Origin of the sequence: Amphritea sp., assembly GCF_050300915.1 — a bacterium.
GTDB lineage: Bacteria > Pseudomonadota > Gammaproteobacteria > Pseudomonadales > Balneatricaceae > Amphritea.
Map to the genome: position 1 here is coordinate 1 of NZ_JBNKYN010000019.1, position 19,483 is coordinate 19,483.

The window sequence follows — 19,483 nt, forward strand, 5'->3', positions numbered from 1 at the left end:
ATCGCCGAAAAGCAGCGATGTTGTAATGGCCTGCGGCCATTGCTCCGAGTCCGGGCACCATTTTTATGATAAAGCCTCGTTTCATAGCGGGGCTTTGTCGTATCTGGAGTATCGCAGCTCGTCCTCGAACCGGTTCGATTATTCGTCGCTGCGCTCCTCCCCTTCGGGCCATCGCCGAAAAGCAGCGATGTTGTAATGGCCTTCGGCCATTGCTCCGAGTCCGGGGACCACTTATTTTTTCGATAAAGCCTTGCAGTAAAATGCAGAGCTTTTTCGTTTCTCGGCTGGCACTTAGCGGATCTGCTCAGTTGTAGCGTCAAGCTGTGGTTGTTTACGGCGCAGCCAGCTGCGCTCTCCCAGCACTAACAGGCAGGGCGTTAAAAACAGAGTCAGGATCGTTGCAAACGACAAGCCTCCGGCGATGGCACTGGCCAGCTGGGTCCACCACTGGGTGGAGGGGGCACCAAAGCTGATATCGCGGTTGATCAGGTCGATATTCATCGACAGTACCATCGGCATCAGGCCGAGCACCGTGGTGACCGCGGTGAGTACGACGGGCCGCAGACGCAAACTGCCGGTTTGCAGCGCCGCATCATAGGGTGATCTTCCCTGTTTACGCAGGTCGTTATAACAATCGATTAGTACAATATTGTTGTTCACAACGATACCCGCTAAGGCGATGATGCCGACACCGACCATGACAATACCAAAGGGTTGACCCGCTACCATCAGACCAAGCAATACCCCGGCAGTGGAAAAGACTATTGCTGAGAGCACTAATCCAGCCTGATACAGGCTGTTGAACTGGGTGACCAGAATCAGTGCCATCAGAAACAACGCTGTGCCAAAGGCGCTGATCAGGAACTCTCCGGTTTCTTTCTGTTGCTCATCCTCTCCTTTAAACGTCAGACGGATCTGTGGATCGAATTTATGCAACGCCAGACGCTTCTGCATCGCGACTACAAGATCATTCACCAGTTTACCCTCTTCAGCATCGGCCTGAATGGTAATCACCCGGCGGCTATCAACCCGTTTTAAAACTCCGGTTTTAGGGGCGGGTTTAAGCTCAACAAAATTCGACATCGGCACCATGCCATAGCGGGTATTCAGTTGCATCTGCATCAGCTGATCAAGATTGCGCTTGTCTTCCGGAAAACGGATCATGATATCCACTTCATCATCGGATGTTTCCGGCCGGTAGTCGGTGACTTTAATACCATTGGTAATCAAGCGGACAGCCTGACCCACCAGTGCAATACTGGCACCATAGCGGTCGGCCTCTTCCCGGTTGACCAGAATGCGCCACTCTATTCCCGGTAGTGGACGGTCGTCTTCGGCGGCGGAAAAGCCGCCCATCTCGCTCATCATCCGGCGGATATCGCCGACCGTTTTGTAGAGCACCTCACTGTCGTAACCACTGACTAGCAGTTTGATCGGTTTTCCCGCATTAGGGCCGTTTTCCGCTTTGCGGGTTTCCACGATTATACCGGGCAGATCTGCGGTTCTTTTATGCATCTGGGCCAGAATATCGGCGGCTTTTTCGCGCTTATCCCAGTCATCCAGTTGAAACTGAATCACCCCAATGACATCCTCCGCCGATTCATTTGCGGGCTGATTGAAGCTTCGGGCATAGATCGACTTAAACCCCGGCAGATCCATAACCCGCTCTTCGACTTGCTTTAACAGCCGGTCTTTCTCATAGATGGACAGGTCGCCGCGGGCGTGAAGGTTTATCAGCACCATCTCTGGTTCAACATCGGGGAAAAACTCGACCCCTTTACCAAACAGGGTGTAAGCCCCGTAACTACTGCCAATCGCTATTAAAACGACGACAAAAACCGCAATAGGGTGGTGCAGCAATCTGGCCATAAGCCGGGTATAGGCGCGGTTAACGGGTGTTTGGGGGAGCGCATATTCATCATCGGCAGTGTTGCTGGTTTGCCTGCGGCGGGCACTGACTGCACCGAGTACGGGCATAAAAATCAGTGCCATAAAAAGAGAGGCTGTCAGACAGATCACCACGGTGGCAGGCAGGTATTTCATGAACTCGCCGATAACCCCGGGCCAGAACATCAGCGGCATGAATACCACCAGCGTTGTGACTGTGCCTGCAATAACGGGCCAGGCCATGCGGGTTGCCGCATAACGGAAGGACTCCCGGGCACTGAGCCCCTGACTCATGCGTCGCTCTGCCAGTTCGGCCACAACGATAGCGCCATCGACCAACATGCCGACCACCAGAATCAGGCTGAACAAGACCACGATGTTAAGAGTGAAGCCCAAGAGGTTGAGAATCATCATGCTCGACAGAAATGAACCGGGAATCGCCAGGCCCACCAGTAATGATGTACGCAGCCCCATCGCCGCCAGCACCACAACCATCACCAGAATAATGCCACTGAGGACATTGTTCATCAGGTCCCGGAGCATGCTTTTAATTTGTGTAGACTGGTCCAGGATGTAGGAATATTGCAAACCCTGTGGCCAGAACTGGCTGCGCTCGGCAACAATCGCCTGTACCGCTTCGATGGTGTCGATAATATTTGCGCCGACTTTCTTCTTCACTTCCAGCACCATCGCAGCGCCACCATTGACCCGGGCAAACCCTTGCGGGTCTTTATAGGTCTGACGGATGGTGGCGACGTCACCTACGGTAACCACGGTGCCATTGACCGATTTGATCGGCATGCTGAGCATGTCCTGCAGATCCGTTACCACGCCCGGCACCTTCAATACCTGTCGTCCACTGCCGGTATCGACCGCACCGGCTGCTACCAGTTGGTTGTTGAGTGCCACAGTGTTCAGGACGGTCTCAAAGTCCAGCTGATAACTTTCCAGCAGCTGCGGCTCAATCTCAATCTCCATCAGCTCTTCACGCTCACCACCGATATCCACTTCCAGAACGCCAGCAACGCCTTCGATCTCATCTTTGAGGTCTTTAGCCACTTTCAGTTTCAAGCGCTCAGACAGCGAGCCTGAGATTGCAATGTTCAGCACTGGAAATAAGGCGACATTGACCTCATGAATCTGTGGTTCGTCAGCATCGGAAGGCAGGTTGCCTTTAGCGATATCGACTTTCTCTCGCACATCCTGCAGCGCAGTATCACTGTCGAAGCCCGCATCGAACTCAAGGGTTACTGATGCATGGCCTTCAGAGCCCACCGAACGCATCTCTTTAACGCCCTCGATCGACTTCAGCTCTTTTTCCATCGGCCGAACGAGCAGACGTACCGCATCATCGGGGGAGATGCCTTCATAGCCAATAGAGACATAGATAATCGGAATCGCCACATCAGGGTCAGCTTCTTTGGGAATGCTCTGAAATGCAGCCAGACCACCGATCAGAAAGAACAACAGAATAAGAATGCTTGTGCGGCTTCGGTCTATCGCTGCGGCCACCAGTGCTGCAATCATCGCTTAAGGCTCCTGCATTGCGGTTTTGTTGGCCTGCTCTGGTGCTGTATCTGCATCGCTGACCGGATCAACCTCTTCACCGGCAGCAACAAAGTCTTGCCCTGTCGTAATGATCCGGATCGTTTCATCAAGGCCACCAATCCAGAAGCCGTTGGTGTCAGTACGGATGATCTCAACTGGGGCTACGGTAACCCGGTTTTCATCATTGACCAGTTTAACCTGCAGGCTTCCTGCGCTGTTCAGCCCTAATACTGAGCCGGGTAACAGATGCCCCATGGACTTTCCTGCGGGCAGTAACAGGGTTGCTGATAAGCCAATAATGCGCTGGTGTTGTGGATTAGGTATCTGTACATCAACCCGGTAACTACGGGTAACAGAATCGGCCACTGGTGAAATAAAGCTCAGTTTGCCGGTCATCTCCTGGGCATTGCTCAGTATCACCGTAACCGCCTGGTTTTCTGTCAGGCGACCAACGCTGTGTTGCGGAACCTGGCCGGTGACTTTGACGATTTCATCATCTACCAGCTCACCCAGTACATCACCGGCCTGCAGGTAGTCACCCAGTTCAACCATGCGCTTATTTAATACCCCGGCGAATGGTGCATATACCTGAGTTTCCCGTAATTCATGGCGTATCATCGCCAGTTGGGCCTCAGCGGCTTGTACGGCAGCCTGGTCGGCCAGCACTTTACTGTCGGACTGCAAACCTCGCTGTTGCAGATTCATGCTGCCAGCCAGATCACTTTTGCGTTGTTTCAGTACTGCATCGGCTTCAGCCAGTTGTGCTGAGCGGTACTCAGGAGAGATTTGCAGCAGTTTTTCCCCCGCTTGCAAGCGCTGACCTTCAATGGCGGTTAACGCGGCCACGCGGCCATCAATCTCCACCTTAATCTGAATGGTGCGGTTAGCTTCAACATGCCCCTGCACCCGCACAAACTGCTCAACGCTCTGGGCACGGGAATGTTTTACCTTAACTTTCATTAACGCTTTAGCCGGTGAGCTGGGCACGGGCTTCGTCGCGGCGGCGGTGTCATCCTGCATGCCGGAGACCATCCAGATGCTCATGCCGATCACCACAAGCGCTGCCATCAATACTGATTTATTCATCTTTTTTCCTGTCTGTCGGCTGCTGGATAAGCGCTGCGATCATGTAATCAACCACGAGATTTATGTAGGTGCTTTTTTGTTCTGCCGTTTCCAGCTGGCGTTGCTTAAAACTGCCGCCCTCCTGCAGCGTTACAATAGCGCCTTCGAACGTTGCGTTCATACCCGCCATCATTGCTTCTCTGGGCATATCGGGATTGACGTCACCTTCGACCACGCCCTTATAAACCGCCTGTCCAAACGCCTCGATAAACTGTTCTTCGGCGTAATCAAGCTGCTGTTGATAAGTTGCGCTCATACGTTCACGGGAAGCTCGTTGGATAAAATGAACATGCATATGCTGATGAGCAACGTTATCCCGGTGATATTGAAATGCATATAGCAGCATGCCACGCATCTGTTGCACCCCGGTTAAAGTATCGTCTGTCGCAATGCGTTTAAACTCCGCCAGAATTGACTGGTAATTATCTAACAGCAGACGTGCATAGATGTCATCTTTAGATGCAAAGTGTTTGTAAACCGTGCCCTTACCAATACCGGTATGTTGCGCGATTTTATCGACGCTGAGTATTTCCCGTTGCTCCCCGGAAAGTAACTTCAGAGTGCAGTCGAGAATATCCCGTTCACGGCGCTTAAACTCTCTCGATTTACGATCAGACATCACATTATTCAACTATAAGAACTGGCAGTCATATTGTGACCGCCGGTCATAAAAAATAAAAGAGTGCGAATGAATTTTTTTTCATCCCTGTCTGAGATGTAAAAATGTATCCAAAAAAAGCCACAGTGCTGATGGCAGGGAGGGGCTGGCCGAAAATCGGCAGAGGCCATCGTTAGCGCGTATATACGTGATCCTGGCTTTTTTGGGCGGGAGGAGGGGGGAGTCGTTTCGCCTTTATTTGCCAAACATATATTGTTTTATAAGCGGTGTTGTAATCTTAATTTCTTAATTTTGTATACATTATAAGAAAACTTTGTACTTATTTTTCGCACCAAAAGTAGACATGTTTTGTCATCAGGTTTAGAGAACGCTTTATTGTTGTGCGCTGCGAAAAGCAGGAAAGGAGCTGCGACAGGTGAACTGAATTATTTTAATTAGCTGTTTTTAAAGGAGTTTAAAATCAATTCTGTACTTTTCTGACCGATTGGCCAGTTTTTTGCTGTTACGTAGGCATAAACAGTCCTGTCGGGCAGCTTTAAACCTAAATAATAGAAGTAATAGGATGATCACTATGAAACGTAAACTCGCACTGGCTACTTTAACCGCAAGCGCTTTTATCGCCGCTCCTGCTTCCGCCGAGATGCTCTGGACCAACACCAGCCTCAGCTACCTGAAAGGTGATGACTATAAATTCACACCGACCGGTAATATGGATGTTGTGACGCTGGAAAATGCGTCCGGTCATAACTGGGGTGACACCTTTCTGTTTATCGACCGCACCATGCCAGAGAATGGTAAAAGCAGCTATTACGGTGAGTTTTCCCCGCGACTGAGTCTGGGCTATGTGACCGGTAGTGATCTCTCCTTTGGGCCGGTAAAGGATCTGTTTCTGACCGGCACCTGGGAGGCCGGTGATGGCTTTGATAACTATCTCTATGGGGTGAGCGTCAGCCTGGATGTGCCGGGGTTCCGTTACTTCAATGCCAGTGTATACAAAGCCTATAACGATCTTGCCGATAATGATGAACAGCTCACGCTGACCTGGGCCTACCCGATTGAAGCGGGTAGTCAGGAGTTTCTGATCGACGGCTTTCTCGACTGGAGTACCAGCAGTAAAACCAATGAGTCTGAGATGAACTTTACCCCTCAGATCAAATGGAATGCGGGTAAAAACCTGGGCCTGAAATCGCCTCTGTATGTGGGTGTCGAGTACGCCTACTGGAACAATAAGTATGGCAGTACAACCGATGAGCGTTGTGCTTCTCTGCTGCTGAAATGGCACTTCTGAAACTGACCGTGCACTGGCAGGGTCGTTTACCCTGCCACGAAACAAGGAGGCCTTATGTCGACACAGCACTCTAACGACCTGATCTATTCACTGGATTCAAAACCCGGGGTTTTAGAATCAGGCTTTGCCGCTTTACAGCATGTTCTGGCAAGTTTTATCGGTATTATCACCCCAACCCTGATTATTGGCGGGGTGCTGGGATTGGGCGAACATGTCCCCTATCTGATCAGCATGGCCTTGATGGTATCGGGAGTCGGCACCATTATTCAGGCTAAGCGGCCTCTGGGTATGGGCGCTGGGATGATCTGTGTGCAGGGCACCAGCTTTGCGTTTCTCAGCTCGGTACTGGCTGCTGGTTTTATTGCCAAAGGTCAGGGAGGCGGCCCGGAAGAGATTCTCTCCCTTATTTTTGGCGTGTGTATGCTGGGTGCTTTTATTGAGATCTTTCTGAGCCAGTTTATTCATAAGCTGAAGCGAGTGATCACCCCTCTGGTCACCGGTATCGTGATTACTATCATTGGGGCGAGTCTGATTAAAGTGGGTATGACCGATCTGGCCGGAGGATTTAAAGCGAAAGATTTTGGTGCTCCGACAAATCTGATGCTGGGGGGCATCGTATTGGTGAGCATTATTGCCCTCAACCGTTCCAGCAACAGCTGGATCCGCCTGTCGTCGATAGTGATCGGCCTGGTGATCGGCATGATCATCGCCGGATTTATGGGGAAGATCAGCTTTGCTCATCTGGGCAGCCTGCCAACGATCAGTATTCCGGTACCCTTTAAATATGGTTTCTCGTTTGACTGGAGCGCATTCCTGCCGATTGCGCTGATCTATCTGATCACAGCAATAGAGTCGACCGGGGATATTACCGCGAACTGCATGGTGTCGAAGCAGCCGATAGCGGGTGAGGAGTACATTTCCCGGGTTCGGGGAGGTGTGTTTGCCGATGGTTTTAACTCGTTTCTGGCGGCGGTGTTTAATACCTTCCCCAACACGACGTTCAGCCAGAATAATGGGGTCATCCAGTTAACAGGTGTAGCCAGTAAATATGTGGCTCTGTATATCGGGGGGATTCTTATTCTGCTGGGACTTTTTCCGGTGATTGGTGGGGTGCTGCAACAGATTCCAAAACCGGTACTGGGTGGTGCAACGCTGGTTATGTTTGGCACTGTGGCGGCTGCTGGGATTAAAATTATTGCCTCAGAACATCTTGATCGTCGTAAGTTGCTGATTATGGCTGTGGCGTTTGGTACGGGCTTAGGGGTATCCATGACACCCGGATTGCTCGATCAGTTGCCGAAGATGGTTCAGAGCGTCTTCAGCTCTCCGATTACCACCGGGGGACTGGCGGCGATTATTCTCAGTCTGGTGCTGCCTGAAGAATCAATCGACGAATAAGCCGCGGCCTGTTGATCCCGGTGCCGGTATTTAGTGCACAACGATTGTGCGTCTGCACCATTGAATGGCAAGAGGAACACGTTTTTTCAAATACGGTTTTCTTAACCTGTTGTTTAAACGGACCTTTTAAACTTCTGGTACTGATTCTGCAGTAGTTAAGTCAGTCGTTGTAATATTCGGCCATACAATTTAAAAAATTCGGACAAAGGCGTCCATCCCTTATCACTACAGGTGATAGAGGGGTGGACGCTTTTTTTTGCCCTGCTGAACGCGGCAAACAGATGAGAAAACTTTACTTAATTGAATGAGGCAAAACTATGGCTTACTTAGAACCGAGTGAATTTGCGACCAAAATGGTCGATTCAGGTGAGCAGAAAATCTTCATGTCCACCAAAGACACCTATGTCCGCGCATTTATGGCGGGCGCGATTCTGGCGTTGGCAGCTTTTTTTGCTATCACCGTAGCAACTAAAACTGGACAGCCTCTGGTGGGGGCACTGCTGTTCCCGGTTGGATTTATCATGCTTTACCTGTGCAAGTTTGACCTGCTGACCGGTGTCTTTACACTGGTACCGCTGGCACTGATCGATAAACGGCCTGGCTGTACCATGAGTGGTCTGATGCGTAACTGGGGGCTGGTATTTCTCGGCAACCTGTCCGGCGCATTGATGGTTGCGTTCTTTGCTTCGTTTATTCTGACTTACGGTTATCAGACCGATGGTGGTGCGATGGCTGAAAAGGTAAGCAAGATTGGTGAAGCCCGGACGCTGGGCTATCAGGCACAGGGTGTTGGTGGCTGGTTTACTATCTTTATTCGCGGCATGCTGTGTAACTGGATGGTATCCATGGGGGTTGTGGGTGCGATGATCTCTACGTCTGCAGGCGCAAAAATGGCTGCGATGTGGATGCCGATCATGCTGTTCTTCTTCATGGGCTTTGAACACTCAATTGTTAACATGTTCCTGTTCCCGTTCTCTATGATCATGGGGGGCGACTTCACTCTTATGGATTACATCATCTGGAACGAGCTGCCAACGGCTTTGGGTAACCTGGCCGGTGGATTCCTGCTGGTGGGTCTGCCGCTGTATCTGACTCATGTTAAAGAGAGCAAAAGCCGTAAAGCGTCTGCTCATACAATCGCTGCTCTGTAATCCGGGTATTTAAACAGTTGAATGACCAGTAAAAATCCCGGTGATTGTTTCGCTCACCGGGATTTTTTGTTCAGGGTTGATAACTATTGAGTTGTCTTCTCAATTATCCCCTGATTTCTGGGAGAATCGCAGGTTATATGAATAGCCAACTTAAGCTCAGCCTGGGGCAGTTCAGTGATAAAGGTGTCAAAGAGATCAATCAGGATTTTCATGGCGCCGTTATTCCACGCGAACCGCAGCTGAGTCTCAAAGGTGCCGCATTGGTTCTGGCAGATGGTATCAGTACCAGTCGTGTCAGCCAGATTGCCAGTGAAACCGCGGTAAAAAGCTTTCTGAATGACTATTTCTGTACGTCAGATAGCTGGACGGTTTACACGTCTGGCTTGAGAGTACTGGAATCGGTCAATGGTTGGTTATGTTCCCAGACGCAACGTAGTGAGTTTCGTTATAACAAAGATAAAGGTTATGTCTGCACCCTGAGTGCGGCTGTTTTTAAAGCATCGACGGTGCATCTGTTTCATGCCGGTGATAGCCGGATTTATCGGTTGCGTGGTCAGGGACTGGAGCAGCTAACCAAAGACCATCGCAGCTGGATTTCAAAAGAGAAAAGTTATCTCAGCCGGGCAATGGGTGTTGATCTGGATGTGGAGTTTGATTACCAGACGGTGGCACTAAAACCGGGTGATTATTACCTGCTTTGTACGGACGGAGTTTATGAGTTTATTGACACTGAGGATGTTCTGGAAGTCCTCAGTGAACATGCCGATGATCTGAACCTGGCTGCCGAAACACTGGTTCAGCGAGCCCTGGCACAAGGGAGTGATGATAACCTGACATTGCAGATTGCCAGGGTCGATCAGCTGCCTTCTATGGAGGTAAGTACGCTGCAGCAGCAGGTCGAAGAGTTGGAGCTGCCACCGGTTTTGCATGCCCGCCAGACGTTTGATGGTTATCTGATCCTGCGAGAGATGCATGCCAACAGTCGCAGCCATGTTTATCTGGCGGAAGATCTTGAGGACGGTTCACGTGTTGTCATCAAAATCCCCTCTGTTGAACTGCGCAACAATCCCGCCTATCTGGAACGGTTTCTGATGGAAGAGTGGGTTGCGCGGCGGATCAATAACGCCCATGTGATGAAAGCAGGCTTACAGAACCGCCAGCGTCACTATCTTTACAGTGTGACGGAATATATCGAGGGTATTACCCTTAAACAGTGGCTGATAGATAACCCGAGCCCGGATATGGAAACCGTGCGGGGTATCATCGAGCAGGTGTCGAAAGGCTTACAGGCGATGCATCGCATGGAGATTCTGCATCAGGATCTTAAGCCTGATAACGTCATGATCGACACCAGCGGCACAGTGAAGATCATCGATTTTGGTGGTGTCAGAATCGCCGGTATTGTCGAAGCAGAAAATACCCTGGAACAGGATGAGATGCAGGGTACCGCGTTGTATATGGCGCCCGAATATTTTGTTGGAGAGATCGTTTCCCGCCGCTCGGATCAGTTTTCACTGGCTGTACTCACTTACCATATGCTGTCAGGTCGCTTCCCCTACGATACTCAGGTGGCGAAGTCGCGCACAGTGTCTGCACAGAAACGACTGAAGTACCACAGTGTGCTTGATGATGAGCGTGAGATCCCCAGGTGGATCGACTATACCTTGCGCAAAGCGCTCAATCCCAACCCGTTTAAACGTTATGGAGAACTCTCGGAGTTTCTTTATGACCTCCGGTATCCAAACCAAAAGTTTCTTAGCGAAACCCGTCCATCACTGCTGGATCGTAACCCGTTACTGTTCTGGAAAAGTATCTCACTGATGCTCGCGGTAACGGTCGCTGTGCTTATGGTTCAAATCCACAATCTTACTCAATAGAACGATCATATAAGGAGTCATTATTATGATAAGTAGCCGTGAAGAAGTAACTGCGCTGATCCTTTCTCAGAAAGTTGTCAAAGGTATCAAGTGGAGCGCTGTCGCTGAGGCCGTCGGTTTATCGAAAGAGTGGACAACTGCCGCGTGTCTCGGGCAGATGGCCCTTGATAAAGAGCAGGCCTCAAAAATAGGTGAGATCTTTGAATTAACTGACGAAGCGATAGCCTGGCTTCAAATCACCCCTTACAAAGGGTCTTTACCGACAGAGGTGCCAACAGATCCGTTGATCTATCGCTGGTATGAGCTGGTAAATGTCTATGGTATGACCATTAAGGAACTGATCCATGAAGAGTTTGGCGATGGCATTATGAGTGCAATCGACTTCTCAATGGACATTCAGCGGGAACCCAACCCCAACGGTGACCGGGTGAATGTCGTTTTCTCGGGTAAGTTCTTGCCTTATAAAACCTATTAAGGTTTCTGTCGGGGAGGGACTGTCAGAGAGACTTTGATTCAGTCCCCAGCCCCGGGATGTGATAACCCTCATCTTCATGATTAGAGGTGTATTGACCTTATCCGCTGGCAACGATGTCAGGCATTGAAAGATCCGGCAATGCAGGATGTACTCTCCGAAACTACGTCCATGTTCCTGTTTGCAGGTTTGTCAGTGAATAGACTAATACCTGATCTCCCGCCCATTCTGACGTTTCGCTATCTGCCAGGCATTATGATCCGGCCAGAAAGATCTTTTCTGAAGCCGGTGACCGGCTTTGTAAGCTGACGTACCTATCAAAGAGGATACGCTGATGGAGTGCACTATCAACGGAGCGCACACTTGGTTTTTACCAGGGCGGGCTATCGGGGTTTGATTAAAGAAATAGTCAGTTGGTCATACTTTCAGCTCTGTCAGAAACGAACTGATAACTATCCCGAATTATCATATACGGGCTTTTTTTACGTTAAGAGACGCTTTTATCTGGCAGCTATTCTCCAATAATGAGATTTTCGAAAAATTGTATACTATAATTAAGGGCATAAATTGGTAAGAATTAATAAACTGTGCAGTTTATAGACAGAACCGCACATCTTTGAAAGGAGTCAAGATGACAAGCCTTAGCAAGATGCTGAATGTATTGAATATGTTCGGACCAAATTCGCTGCTGTTAGATGTGGATTCAATTGCCGATGGCATGGGGCTTTCCCGGGCGACGGCCTATCGTTATGTAAAAGAGTTGTGCGAATCAGGATTGCTGAGCCGGGTGGATGGGCAGTATACCCTGGGGCCAAGGATTATCGAGCTGGACTGGATGATGCGCCGCTACGATCCGCTGCTCTCAAACGGTCGGGACATTATTTCTGAGCTGTGTAAAACCACCGGTCTGAATGTCTATATCAGTGTGTTTTATGATGGCCATATCATCAACACCTATATCAATTCACCAGACACAGAAGCCGGTTTTTCATTTGGCCGGGGACAGCCGCTACCGCTGTTTAAAGGGGCTCAGTCTAAAGTGCTGGTGTCTTATCAAAAGGGTCGTAAGCTGAAAAAACTGTTCCATGAAGCGATAGAGAACAGTGATGAGTATGACTTTACCTGGAAGAGTTTTTCCCAGGTTACCCGTTCCATTCGTCAGGATGGTTACTGCATTACCCATGATGAACTCAACTCCGGGCTGACCGGTATTGCCGCGCCGATTATCAAGCCAGGGACAGAGGATATTCTGGGCAGTATCGCCGCCGTAGGGGGAACATCCAGCTTTCAGTTACTCCGCCATGAAGCGGTGATTGAGCTGGTAAAAAGTGCGGCTAACCGCATTGCGGCCAGGATAGTTTCATCTGATTCAGATAAAGCTGACGCTGCGGATCAACCGGCGTAAGCGGTTGTCACAAAAAAAGGCTAACCCGATATCGGGTTAGCCTGAAATTACCGGCGGGTTTGCCAGTAGGAGATCAACCGTTGCGTCGCAGCTGATATGCGTTTAGTTAACGCTACTGAAAGCAATTTCCAGTGCCGCAGCCATCTTATCGGCTTCCTCAATGGTCAGCGTCAGAGGAGGGGAAAGGATAATCTTCGTGCCCACCGGGCGCACCAGTACGCCGTTCTGTTTGGCCGCTTCAGCGATGCGGTTAGCATAGCCTTCCATCGGATTGACCGGCTCACGGGTCGCTTTATCAACCACCAGATCAAGTGCCAGCATCAGGCCTTTTCCACGCACTTCACCCAGATGGGCAAACTTTTCAACCAACGGCAGTAACGCCTCTTTCAGATGCGCGCCGACTTTTTTCGCATTACCCGGCAGATCCTCTTTCTCGACAATATCGAGCACGGCGAGTGCTGCCGCACAGGCGGTCGGGTGGCCGGAATAGGTGTAGCCATGCATGATCATACCGCTGAAGTCCTGACTGTTTTCGATAGCATCGGTAATCCGTTTATTGAAAACAGTTGCCCCCAATGGGATATAACCGGCAGAGATCCCTTTTGCCAGACAGAGAATATCAGGCACAACACCCCATCCCCGTGACCCCAGCATGCAGCCGGAGCGACCAAAACCGGTGACCACTTCATCGGCGATCAGCAGAATGTTGTACTTGTTCAGCAGCTCGCGTACGGCTGGCCAATAGCTATCGGGTGGCACAATAACACCGCCAGCCCCCTGAACCGGCTCGGCAATAAACGCCGCAAAACTGTCAGGACCATGGAACTGGATCTGCTCTTCCAGCTGACGGATACAGTGTTTAGTCAGCTGTTCTGGGTCTTCACAATCCCAGGGGTTGCGATACAACCAGGGCGTATCCACCTGCACGCAGCCCGCCAGCAGCGGGCCGTGGTTCATATGGTAGACATTGTTACCGCCAACAGAAGTACCGCCCATATGCACACCATGGTAGGCATTACGCAGGGAGATAAACTTGGTGCGCTTCGGTTCACCCGCGGCAATCCAGTATTGACGGGACAGCTTCAGGGCCGTCTCAACCGCATCGGAACCACCGCTGCTGAACAGCACCCGGGACATATCCTCCGGCTGAAACATCTCGATTAGTTTATCAGCAAGATCGTATACCCGGGGGTGAGCGATACCATCGAACATCTGGTAATACGCCAGCTCGTCCATCTGCTTGTTAATGGCGGCTTTGACTTCGACACGATTGTGGCCAATATTGACGTTCCACAGGCCGCCAACGCCATCCAGTAACCGATTGTTATCAACATCTGTGACGTAGTTACCATCGGACGAGGTAATAATCAGCGTGTCTCCATTATTACCGGGTGTGGGTGGTCCCATTGGGTGCCAGAAACGCTTCTGAGCGGTTTTATATTTTTCAAACATTGCCAATACCTGCTAATTATTTTTTAATGTGCACAACTTGCATCGCTGTATATTCCAGCAAGCCTTCCAGACCAAACTCGACCCCAAAGCCTGACATCTTGCAGCCGCCAAAAGGCACATTGGGCTGAATCTCGGCATGGGTGTTAACAAAGGTGGTGCCACACTCAAGGCGGGAAGCAATAGTGGTCGCCTCTTGGGTATCCGGCCCCCAGACCGAACCATCAAGACCCATCTCGATACCGTTGGCCATCTCGATGGCGGTTTCAACATCGGCGTACTTAATCACCGGCAGTACCGGGCCGAACTGCTCCTCCTGTACCAGCGGCGCTTCATTTGAGATGTCGGCGACAATGGTTGGCGGATAGAAATAACCGACCTTATCCAGTGGCGCTCCGCCGCAAAGAATGCGTGCGCCGCGGATTTTAGCGTCTTCAACTAACCCGGTTACCAGGTCCAGCTGATCTTGGTTTTGCACCGGGCCGAAGTTCACACCCTCGTCCATACCGTTGCCGACGACCTGCTGTTTAGCAATATCAGCCAGGGCAGCACTCATCTCTTCATAAAGCGACTCATGAACATAGAGACGCTTCAGCGCGCCACAGGTCTGCCCCATATTGAGGAATGCCGCGCCAAAGATGGCGGGTGCCACTTTGCCAACATCGGTGCCCGGAAGCACGATAGCGGCATCGTTGCCACCCAGTTCCAGCGTCAGACGTTTGAGGTTATCCGCGGCATTGCGCATCACCGATTGTCCGGTTGGCGTGGAGCCGGTGAAGACAATCTTATTAATACCCGGATGAGCGGTGATACCGCTGCCGATACCCCGTTCTCCGGTGACGATATTGATCACACCGGCAGGCAGGTGGTTGTTGATGATCTCAACCAGCTTAATGGTGCTCAGCGGGGTCAGCCCGGAGGGCTTGCTGATCACCGTGTTCCCGGTGCGCAGGGCAGGCATGATATGCCAGATGGCGATCATGAAGGGCCAGTTCCATGGCGTAATTGAGGCCACTACACCCAGCGGTTTACGGTGACCCTCTATCAGTTTATCTGCCGTATCTTCAAAGACTTCAACGGGAATCTCCGTTTCTGCCGTATAGCGGGTCCAGGCGATACCGCCCTCAACTTCACCGATGGCCAGACCAAACGGTTTACCCTGTTCAGCAACGATCAGTGCGGCCAGTTCATCACGGTTTGCGGCAATCTCGTCAGCAATACGGTGGAGAATCGCTTTACGCTCTGCATGGGAGACATGTTGCCAGCTTTTAAACGCCGATTGCGCCGCCTGTACCGCCAGATCTAACTGCTCTGTGGTACCGTTGGCACAGGTCGCCACCGTTTCCAGTGTCGCCGGGTTGATCACTTTGAACGGTTCGCAGGCGCCTTCAACCCACTGACCATTGATAAGTAATTTGTAGTCGTTCATCTACTTTCACCTGCTTATAAAAAAGGGCCGGGACGCTAATCCCGGCTGGGTTGTATTTTCTGATGAAGGGGGTATCAGAAAGGTACAATCGCGATCACCTGCGCGTACAGGTTGTCATCGTTCGAACTGGTTTGCGTGGTGTTGTTGCTGTCGGGTGTGTACAGACCGATCAGCGGGCTGATGATCAGATGATCATTCACGACCCACTCTGCATAGATATCCAGCTCCTGTCCCTCAGAGTTTGAACCAAAGGTGGTTGAATCACTGAAGTCAAAATAGAGCGCGCCGACAGAGAGCATTTCAGTTGGCGATGCTTTCAGTGCAACATGCTGAATGGTCGCGGATGAGCCAAAGGGGCCAGCGTAGTTGGCAGCCACTTCACCCTGGAACCAGGTGCCGTAACCACGGTTAAAGCCAAAGAACAGCGAGTCGAAAGTGTCATCATATTTGGTGTAACGGTAGCTCAGTTGTGGCGACCAGGCGACATCAGCAAAGGTCCAGCCCGCTTCTGCGTACCAGGCGTCAGCATCGACACCGGAACCGCTTTCCTGATTCACCAGCTCGGCTGACAGAAACAGGTTTTCAACGCCGGCATTACCCTGATAGCGAACACTGTTAGTTGTCTGGCCTTTGCGATCTGCGGCGACCTGATTGGCGTCCAGTCCCTTCAGGTGCATCACACCAAAGGTGCCAATATCATTGGTGTATTCGACGTTGATACCGGCCATCTCAGCATTGTCCTGCATCAGATTGTCGGACTTAAACCAGAACAGGTCAGAGCGGAAACCCTGTTCGCCACCAATCTTCACCCAGAAGGTTTCATCAAAGGCTTTACGGCCCGCAAGCCAGTAGGCACCACCACGGCTTTCAGCAAAACCGGGCACCCCTGTTCCTTTACCAACGTTCAAGGCATCGCCATTGATCAGGAAACCATCACCAATGGTGATGTTCTGCCGACCCGCAGAAACATCAATAATGCCACTGCGGATACCAAGATAGGCATCTTCAACCGCGGTACGACGTTCACTGCCATCGGTGTTTGCGGCAGGGTCTCCGTCACCCCAGCTGCCACTGGAGACAAAGTTCAGTCCGCCATACAGGGTAGTGGTGTCATTATATTGATGACTGCCACTGAAACCCGCCTTCAAATAGGCTTCCTGCCAGTCTGAGCCGTTGCCTGCTTTGCCAAAGTAGTTTTCCTGACTACTGAATGTGCCCACAACCGCTTCGATATCCAGGTTTAGCTCAGAACCGTTTTCGTTATACAGGTTATAGGCTGAAGCAGAGCCTGAAGCCAGGGCAATCGCTGAGCCCAGCGCTACAGCAGAGAGCTTTTGTTTAAAGTGTTGTGTCATCGACATGATCCTCCGGGGATTCTTTGTTTTTTTTGGCAGGAGGTGGTTATTGAAGGGGTAATAACCAGACTGACTGCGCCTTTATTCGACCCGGATTCTAAGCTGAAAGTAATCAACCGTATGGTTGATATCGCGCATGCCAGGTTGTTCTTTGTTTCACAGCAGCTGCGCTGCATCACCGGCCAGGCGATCAAGGTAGATGGTGTTCGGCGTTAGCGGAAAGTCCGGTGCTTGTAGCGCAGCATTACCATCAAAGCCATCGTATGAAGCGGGTTTACCGGGACAGAGTAAATATAAAAAAACTTAACATGTTAAGTAGTGTTGTGTATTATAACAAAAATAATTGATTCCACCGGGACTTAGCTGCCCGACAACGTTAAAAGAGATAGCTATGAAATTAGAACTGAAAGATTCCTCGTTGCTGAAGACTCAGGCGTTTATAGACGGGCAGTGGACAGATGGTGATGAAGGTGACACTTTTGCGGTTTTGAACCCGGCTACCGGTGATGTTGTTGCCGAAGTCGCCAGTGTGGGACAAGCCGAAACTGCCCGTGCGATTGCTGCGGCTGATGCCGCCATGCAGGCGTGGAAAGCCCGTCCAGCAGGACAGCGTTCCGAGATACTGGAGCGCTGGCATGCTCTGATTATCGACAATATTGATGATCTGGCAGCGATCATGACGATCGAGCAGGGCAAGCCGGTTTTCGAATCCAAAGGTGAAGTGCTTTACGGTGCATCCTATCTGAAATGGTTTGCCGAAGAGGGCAAGCGGATCTATGGTGACGTACTGCCTTCCGCCAGTGATCGCCGCAGCATCGTGATTAAACAGCCTGTTGGCGTCGTGGCGGCGATTACGCCATGGAACTTCCCCAATGCGATGATTACCCGCAAGGCTGCGCCTGCGCTGGCCGCTGGTTGTGCCATCGTTCTGAAACCGGCAGCAGAAACACCATTGTCTGCGCTGGCGCTGGCGGAACTGGCGAACCGTGCGGGCCTGCCTGCGGGTCTGTTCAGCGTGCTGCCAAGCTCACGTTCTTCATCCGTGGGTGGTGAGATGACCTCTAACCCGACGGTTAAGAAGCTGACCTTTACCGGTTCTACTCCGGTGGGCAAACTGCTGATGAAGCAGTGTGCCGATACCGTTAAACGTACCTCAATGGAGCTGGGGGGTAACGCACCGGTGATTGTTTTTGATGATGCGGATCTGGATCTGGCGGTTAAAGGCGCGCTGGTGTCTAAATACCGTAATTCCGGCCAGACCTGTATCTGTGCTAACCGACTGCTGGTGCAGGAGGGGATCTACGATGCTTTCGTGGAAAAGTTTGCTGCGGCGGTAAAAGAGTTCCGACTGGGGTATGGCTTTGATGCTGATACCACTCACGGTCCTGTTGTCTCTAAGAAAGCCCTCAGCGATATCGATGCTATTGTGCAGAATGCAGTGAAGCAGGGCGCTGCTGTCGTCACCGGCGGTAAGCCGTCAGAACTGGGTAACTGCTTCTATGAGCCAACGGTACTGACTAACGTAAATGACGCGATGAGTATCTTCTCTGAAGAGATCTTCGGCCCGGTTGCGCCGGTGTTTAAGTTCAGCACCGAGGAGCAGGCGATTGCGATGGCCAATGACACTCAGTTTGGTCTGGCGGCCTATGTGTATACCGAAAATGTTGGGCGTATCTGGCGTGTATCTGAAGGGATCGAATACGGCATGGTCGGGGTGAATGAGACGGCTATCAGTTCTGAAGTGATCCCTTTTGGCGGTGTGAAAGAGTCCGGTCAGGGCCGTGAAGGGTCTAAATATGGTCTGGATGACTATCTGGAAACAAAGTACATCTGTATTGGTGGTCTGCAGCGCTGATCCCGTTACCGCTTTATCAGGCAGCTGATGCTGAGGTGGCGATTACGCCACTTCAGCATGAAGGCGGTGTTAAGCAAGTATTTTATATTTTCTGAAAGTTATAGCTCAGCCAGGCTGCACGCAATTCAGATTTCAAGTTCGGTCAACTCTTTTAGTAAGTGAGTCAGTTGTTCCAGTTTCTTCTCGCCATAACGTTCAGTGAACGCTTTATAGCGTGCTTCAACATCCGGGCTTAAACGTTTAAACAGGTCAAGCGCCTTATCGGTCAGACTCAACAGCGTGCGTCGCTGATCCTCTTCTGATTTTTTCCGTTTGATATAACCCTGCTGCTCAAGGCGTTTGATAATACCTGTCAGGCTGGGGCTGAGAATACAGCAGTGCTCAGCAAGCTGTTTTGATTCAAGTTCCTCATAGGCTTTGAGTGCTCTGAGAACACGCCATTGCTGTTCAGTGATATTGTTTTCCTGAAGCAATGGTCGAAAAAAAGCCATGGTTGCTTCACGGGCTTTGAGTAGTTGCAGTGGCAGAGAGTCTTCGAATTTACGCATATGAGATTCTTAATATCTAAACTAATTTTCTTATTCTTACGATTCAGCAGGGCTGATGCAAATGTTTTTTCAGACAG

General features: G+C 50.8%; 15 protein-coding genes. 8 read left to right on the forward strand and 7 right to left on the reverse strand.

The features are described 5' to 3' along the window. A partial coding sequence (locus ACQY8X_RS07140; protein WP_428034458.1) for a hypothetical protein occupies window positions 1–196 on the forward strand: 196 nt, incomplete at its 5' end. A 95-nt stretch (window positions 197–291) separates the two neighbouring features. On the opposite strand, the gene ACQY8X_RS07145 is transcribed toward ACQY8X_RS07140, so the two are convergent. From ACQY8X_RS07145 to ACQY8X_RS07155, 3 genes are read right to left on the reverse strand one after another with little or no spacing between them, the layout of a single operon-like run. Continuing rightward, window positions 292–3,414, reverse strand: coding sequence for an efflux RND transporter permease subunit (locus ACQY8X_RS07145; protein ID WP_428034459.1), 3,123 nt, complete (start codon window positions 3,412–3,414; stop codon window positions 292–294). 3 nt (window positions 3,415–3,417) lie between these two features. After that, on the reverse strand, window positions 3,418–4,521 hold the full coding sequence (locus ACQY8X_RS07150; RefSeq protein ID WP_428034460.1) for an efflux RND transporter periplasmic adaptor subunit: 1,104 nt from the start codon (window positions 4,519–4,521) through the stop codon (window positions 3,418–3,420). After that, complete coding sequence (locus tag ACQY8X_RS07155; RefSeq protein ID WP_428034461.1) at window positions 4,514–5,179, reverse strand: TetR/AcrR family transcriptional regulator; 666 nt, start codon at window positions 5,177–5,179, stop codon at window positions 4,514–4,516. Before ACQY8X_RS07155 ends, ACQY8X_RS07150 begins: the two co-directional genes overlap by 8 nt. Window positions 5,180–5,750: 571 nt before the next feature. On the opposite strand from ACQY8X_RS07155, the gene ACQY8X_RS07160 reads away from it, so the two are divergent. From ACQY8X_RS07160 to ACQY8X_RS07185, 6 genes are all read left to right on the forward strand, one after another. Continuing rightward, window positions 5,751–6,467 (forward strand): outer membrane protein OmpK, encoded by a 717-nt coding sequence (locus ACQY8X_RS07160; protein ID WP_428034462.1) that lies wholly within the window; start codon window positions 5,751–5,753, stop codon window positions 6,465–6,467. 54 nt (window positions 6,468–6,521) lie between these two features. After that, window positions 6,522–7,865 (forward strand): uracil-xanthine permease family protein, encoded by a 1,344-nt coding sequence (locus ACQY8X_RS07165; protein WP_428034463.1) that lies wholly within the window; start codon window positions 6,522–6,524, stop codon window positions 7,863–7,865. Window positions 7,866–8,182: 317 nt separating this feature from the next. Then, window positions 8,183–9,016, forward strand: coding sequence for a formate/nitrite transporter family protein (locus tag ACQY8X_RS07170; RefSeq protein ID WP_428034464.1), 834 nt, complete (start codon window positions 8,183–8,185; stop codon window positions 9,014–9,016). 137 nt (window positions 9,017–9,153) lie between these two features. Next, window positions 9,154–10,893: a protein kinase domain-containing protein gene (locus tag ACQY8X_RS07175; protein ID WP_428034465.1), complete on the forward strand. Its 1,740-nt coding sequence runs from the start codon at window positions 9,154–9,156 to the stop codon at window positions 10,891–10,893. A gap of 25 nt (window positions 10,894–10,918) precedes the next feature. Further along, window positions 10,919–11,368 (forward strand): cyanase, encoded by a 450-nt coding sequence (gene cynS, locus ACQY8X_RS07180; protein WP_428034466.1) that lies wholly within the window; start codon window positions 10,919–10,921, stop codon window positions 11,366–11,368. A gap of 628 nt (window positions 11,369–11,996) precedes the next feature. After that, window positions 11,997–12,770 carry an IclR family transcriptional regulator gene (locus ACQY8X_RS07185; RefSeq protein WP_428034467.1) on the forward strand — a complete coding sequence of 258 codons (774 nt, stop codon included), beginning with the start codon at window positions 11,997–11,999 and terminating at the stop codon, window positions 12,768–12,770. A gap of 102 nt (window positions 12,771–12,872) precedes the next feature. Here the strand turns inward: ACQY8X_RS07185 and ACQY8X_RS07190 are convergent, their stop codons facing one another. The 3 genes from ACQY8X_RS07190 to ACQY8X_RS07200 form a co-directional block, all read right to left on the reverse strand. Then, window positions 12,873–14,222: an aminotransferase class III-fold pyridoxal phosphate-dependent enzyme gene (locus ACQY8X_RS07190; RefSeq protein WP_428034468.1), complete on the reverse strand. Its 1,350-nt coding sequence runs from the start codon at window positions 14,220–14,222 to the stop codon at window positions 12,873–12,875. Between the two features lie 16 nt (window positions 14,223–14,238). Further along, complete coding sequence (locus ACQY8X_RS07195) at window positions 14,239–15,648, reverse strand: aldehyde dehydrogenase family protein (protein WP_428034469.1); 1,410 nt, start codon at window positions 15,646–15,648, stop codon at window positions 14,239–14,241. Between the two features lie 74 nt (window positions 15,649–15,722). After that, window positions 15,723–17,009 (reverse strand): hypothetical protein, encoded by a 1,287-nt coding sequence (locus ACQY8X_RS07200; RefSeq protein WP_428034470.1) that lies wholly within the window; start codon window positions 17,007–17,009, stop codon window positions 15,723–15,725. Between the two features lie 385 nt (window positions 17,010–17,394). Between ACQY8X_RS07200 and ACQY8X_RS07205 the strand changes: the two genes are divergently transcribed. Beyond that, window positions 17,395–18,858: a succinate-semialdehyde dehydrogenase gene (locus ACQY8X_RS07205; RefSeq protein ID WP_428034471.1), complete on the forward strand. Its 1,464-nt coding sequence runs from the start codon at window positions 17,395–17,397 to the stop codon at window positions 18,856–18,858. Window positions 18,859–18,983: 125 nt separating this feature from the next. Here ACQY8X_RS07205 and hpaR read toward each other — a convergent pair whose 3' ends face one another. Continuing rightward, window positions 18,984–19,406 carry a homoprotocatechuate degradation operon regulator HpaR gene (gene hpaR, locus ACQY8X_RS07210; protein ID WP_428034472.1) on the reverse strand — a complete coding sequence of 141 codons (423 nt, stop codon included), beginning with the start codon at window positions 19,404–19,406 and terminating at the stop codon, window positions 18,984–18,986. Window positions 19,407–19,483: the final 77 nt, after the last annotated feature.

Excerpts from the sequence above, each read along its gene's own strand:
- ACQY8X_RS07145 (WP_428034459.1), bottom strand. The coding sequence starts at position 3,414 with ATGATTGCAGCACTGGTGGCCGCAGCGATAGACCGAAGCCGCACAAGC.
- ACQY8X_RS07150 (WP_428034460.1), bottom strand. The coding sequence starts at position 4,521 with ATGAATAAATCAGTATTGATGGCAGCGCTTGTGGTGATCGGCATGAGC.
- ACQY8X_RS07155 (WP_428034461.1), bottom strand. The coding sequence starts at position 5,179 with ATGTCTGATCGTAAATCGAGAGAGTTTAAGCGCCGTGAACGGGATATT.
- ACQY8X_RS07160 (WP_428034462.1), top strand. The coding sequence starts at position 5,751 with ATGAAACGTAAACTCGCACTGGCTACTTTAACCGCAAGCGCTTTTATC.
- ACQY8X_RS07165 (WP_428034463.1), top strand. The coding sequence starts at position 6,522 with ATGTCGACACAGCACTCTAACGACCTGATCTATTCACTGGATTCAAAA.
- ACQY8X_RS07170 (WP_428034464.1), top strand. The coding sequence starts at position 8,183 with ATGGCTTACTTAGAACCGAGTGAATTTGCGACCAAAATGGTCGATTCA.
- ACQY8X_RS07175 (WP_428034465.1), top strand. The coding sequence starts at position 9,154 with ATGAATAGCCAACTTAAGCTCAGCCTGGGGCAGTTCAGTGATAAAGGT.
- cynS (WP_428034466.1), top strand. The coding sequence starts at position 10,919 with ATGATAAGTAGCCGTGAAGAAGTAACTGCGCTGATCCTTTCTCAGAAA.
- ACQY8X_RS07185 (WP_428034467.1), top strand. The coding sequence starts at position 11,997 with ATGACAAGCCTTAGCAAGATGCTGAATGTATTGAATATGTTCGGACCA.
- ACQY8X_RS07190 (WP_428034468.1), bottom strand. The coding sequence starts at position 14,222 with ATGTTTGAAAAATATAAAACCGCTCAGAAGCGTTTCTGGCACCCAATG.
- ACQY8X_RS07195 (WP_428034469.1), bottom strand. The coding sequence starts at position 15,648 with ATGAACGACTACAAATTACTTATCAATGGTCAGTGGGTTGAAGGCGCC.
- ACQY8X_RS07200 (WP_428034470.1), bottom strand. The coding sequence starts at position 17,009 with ATGTCGATGACACAACACTTTAAACAAAAGCTCTCTGCTGTAGCGCTG.
- ACQY8X_RS07205 (WP_428034471.1), top strand. The coding sequence starts at position 17,395 with ATGAAATTAGAACTGAAAGATTCCTCGTTGCTGAAGACTCAGGCGTTT.
- hpaR (WP_428034472.1), bottom strand. The coding sequence starts at position 19,406 with ATGCGTAAATTCGAAGACTCTCTGCCACTGCAACTACTCAAAGCCCGT.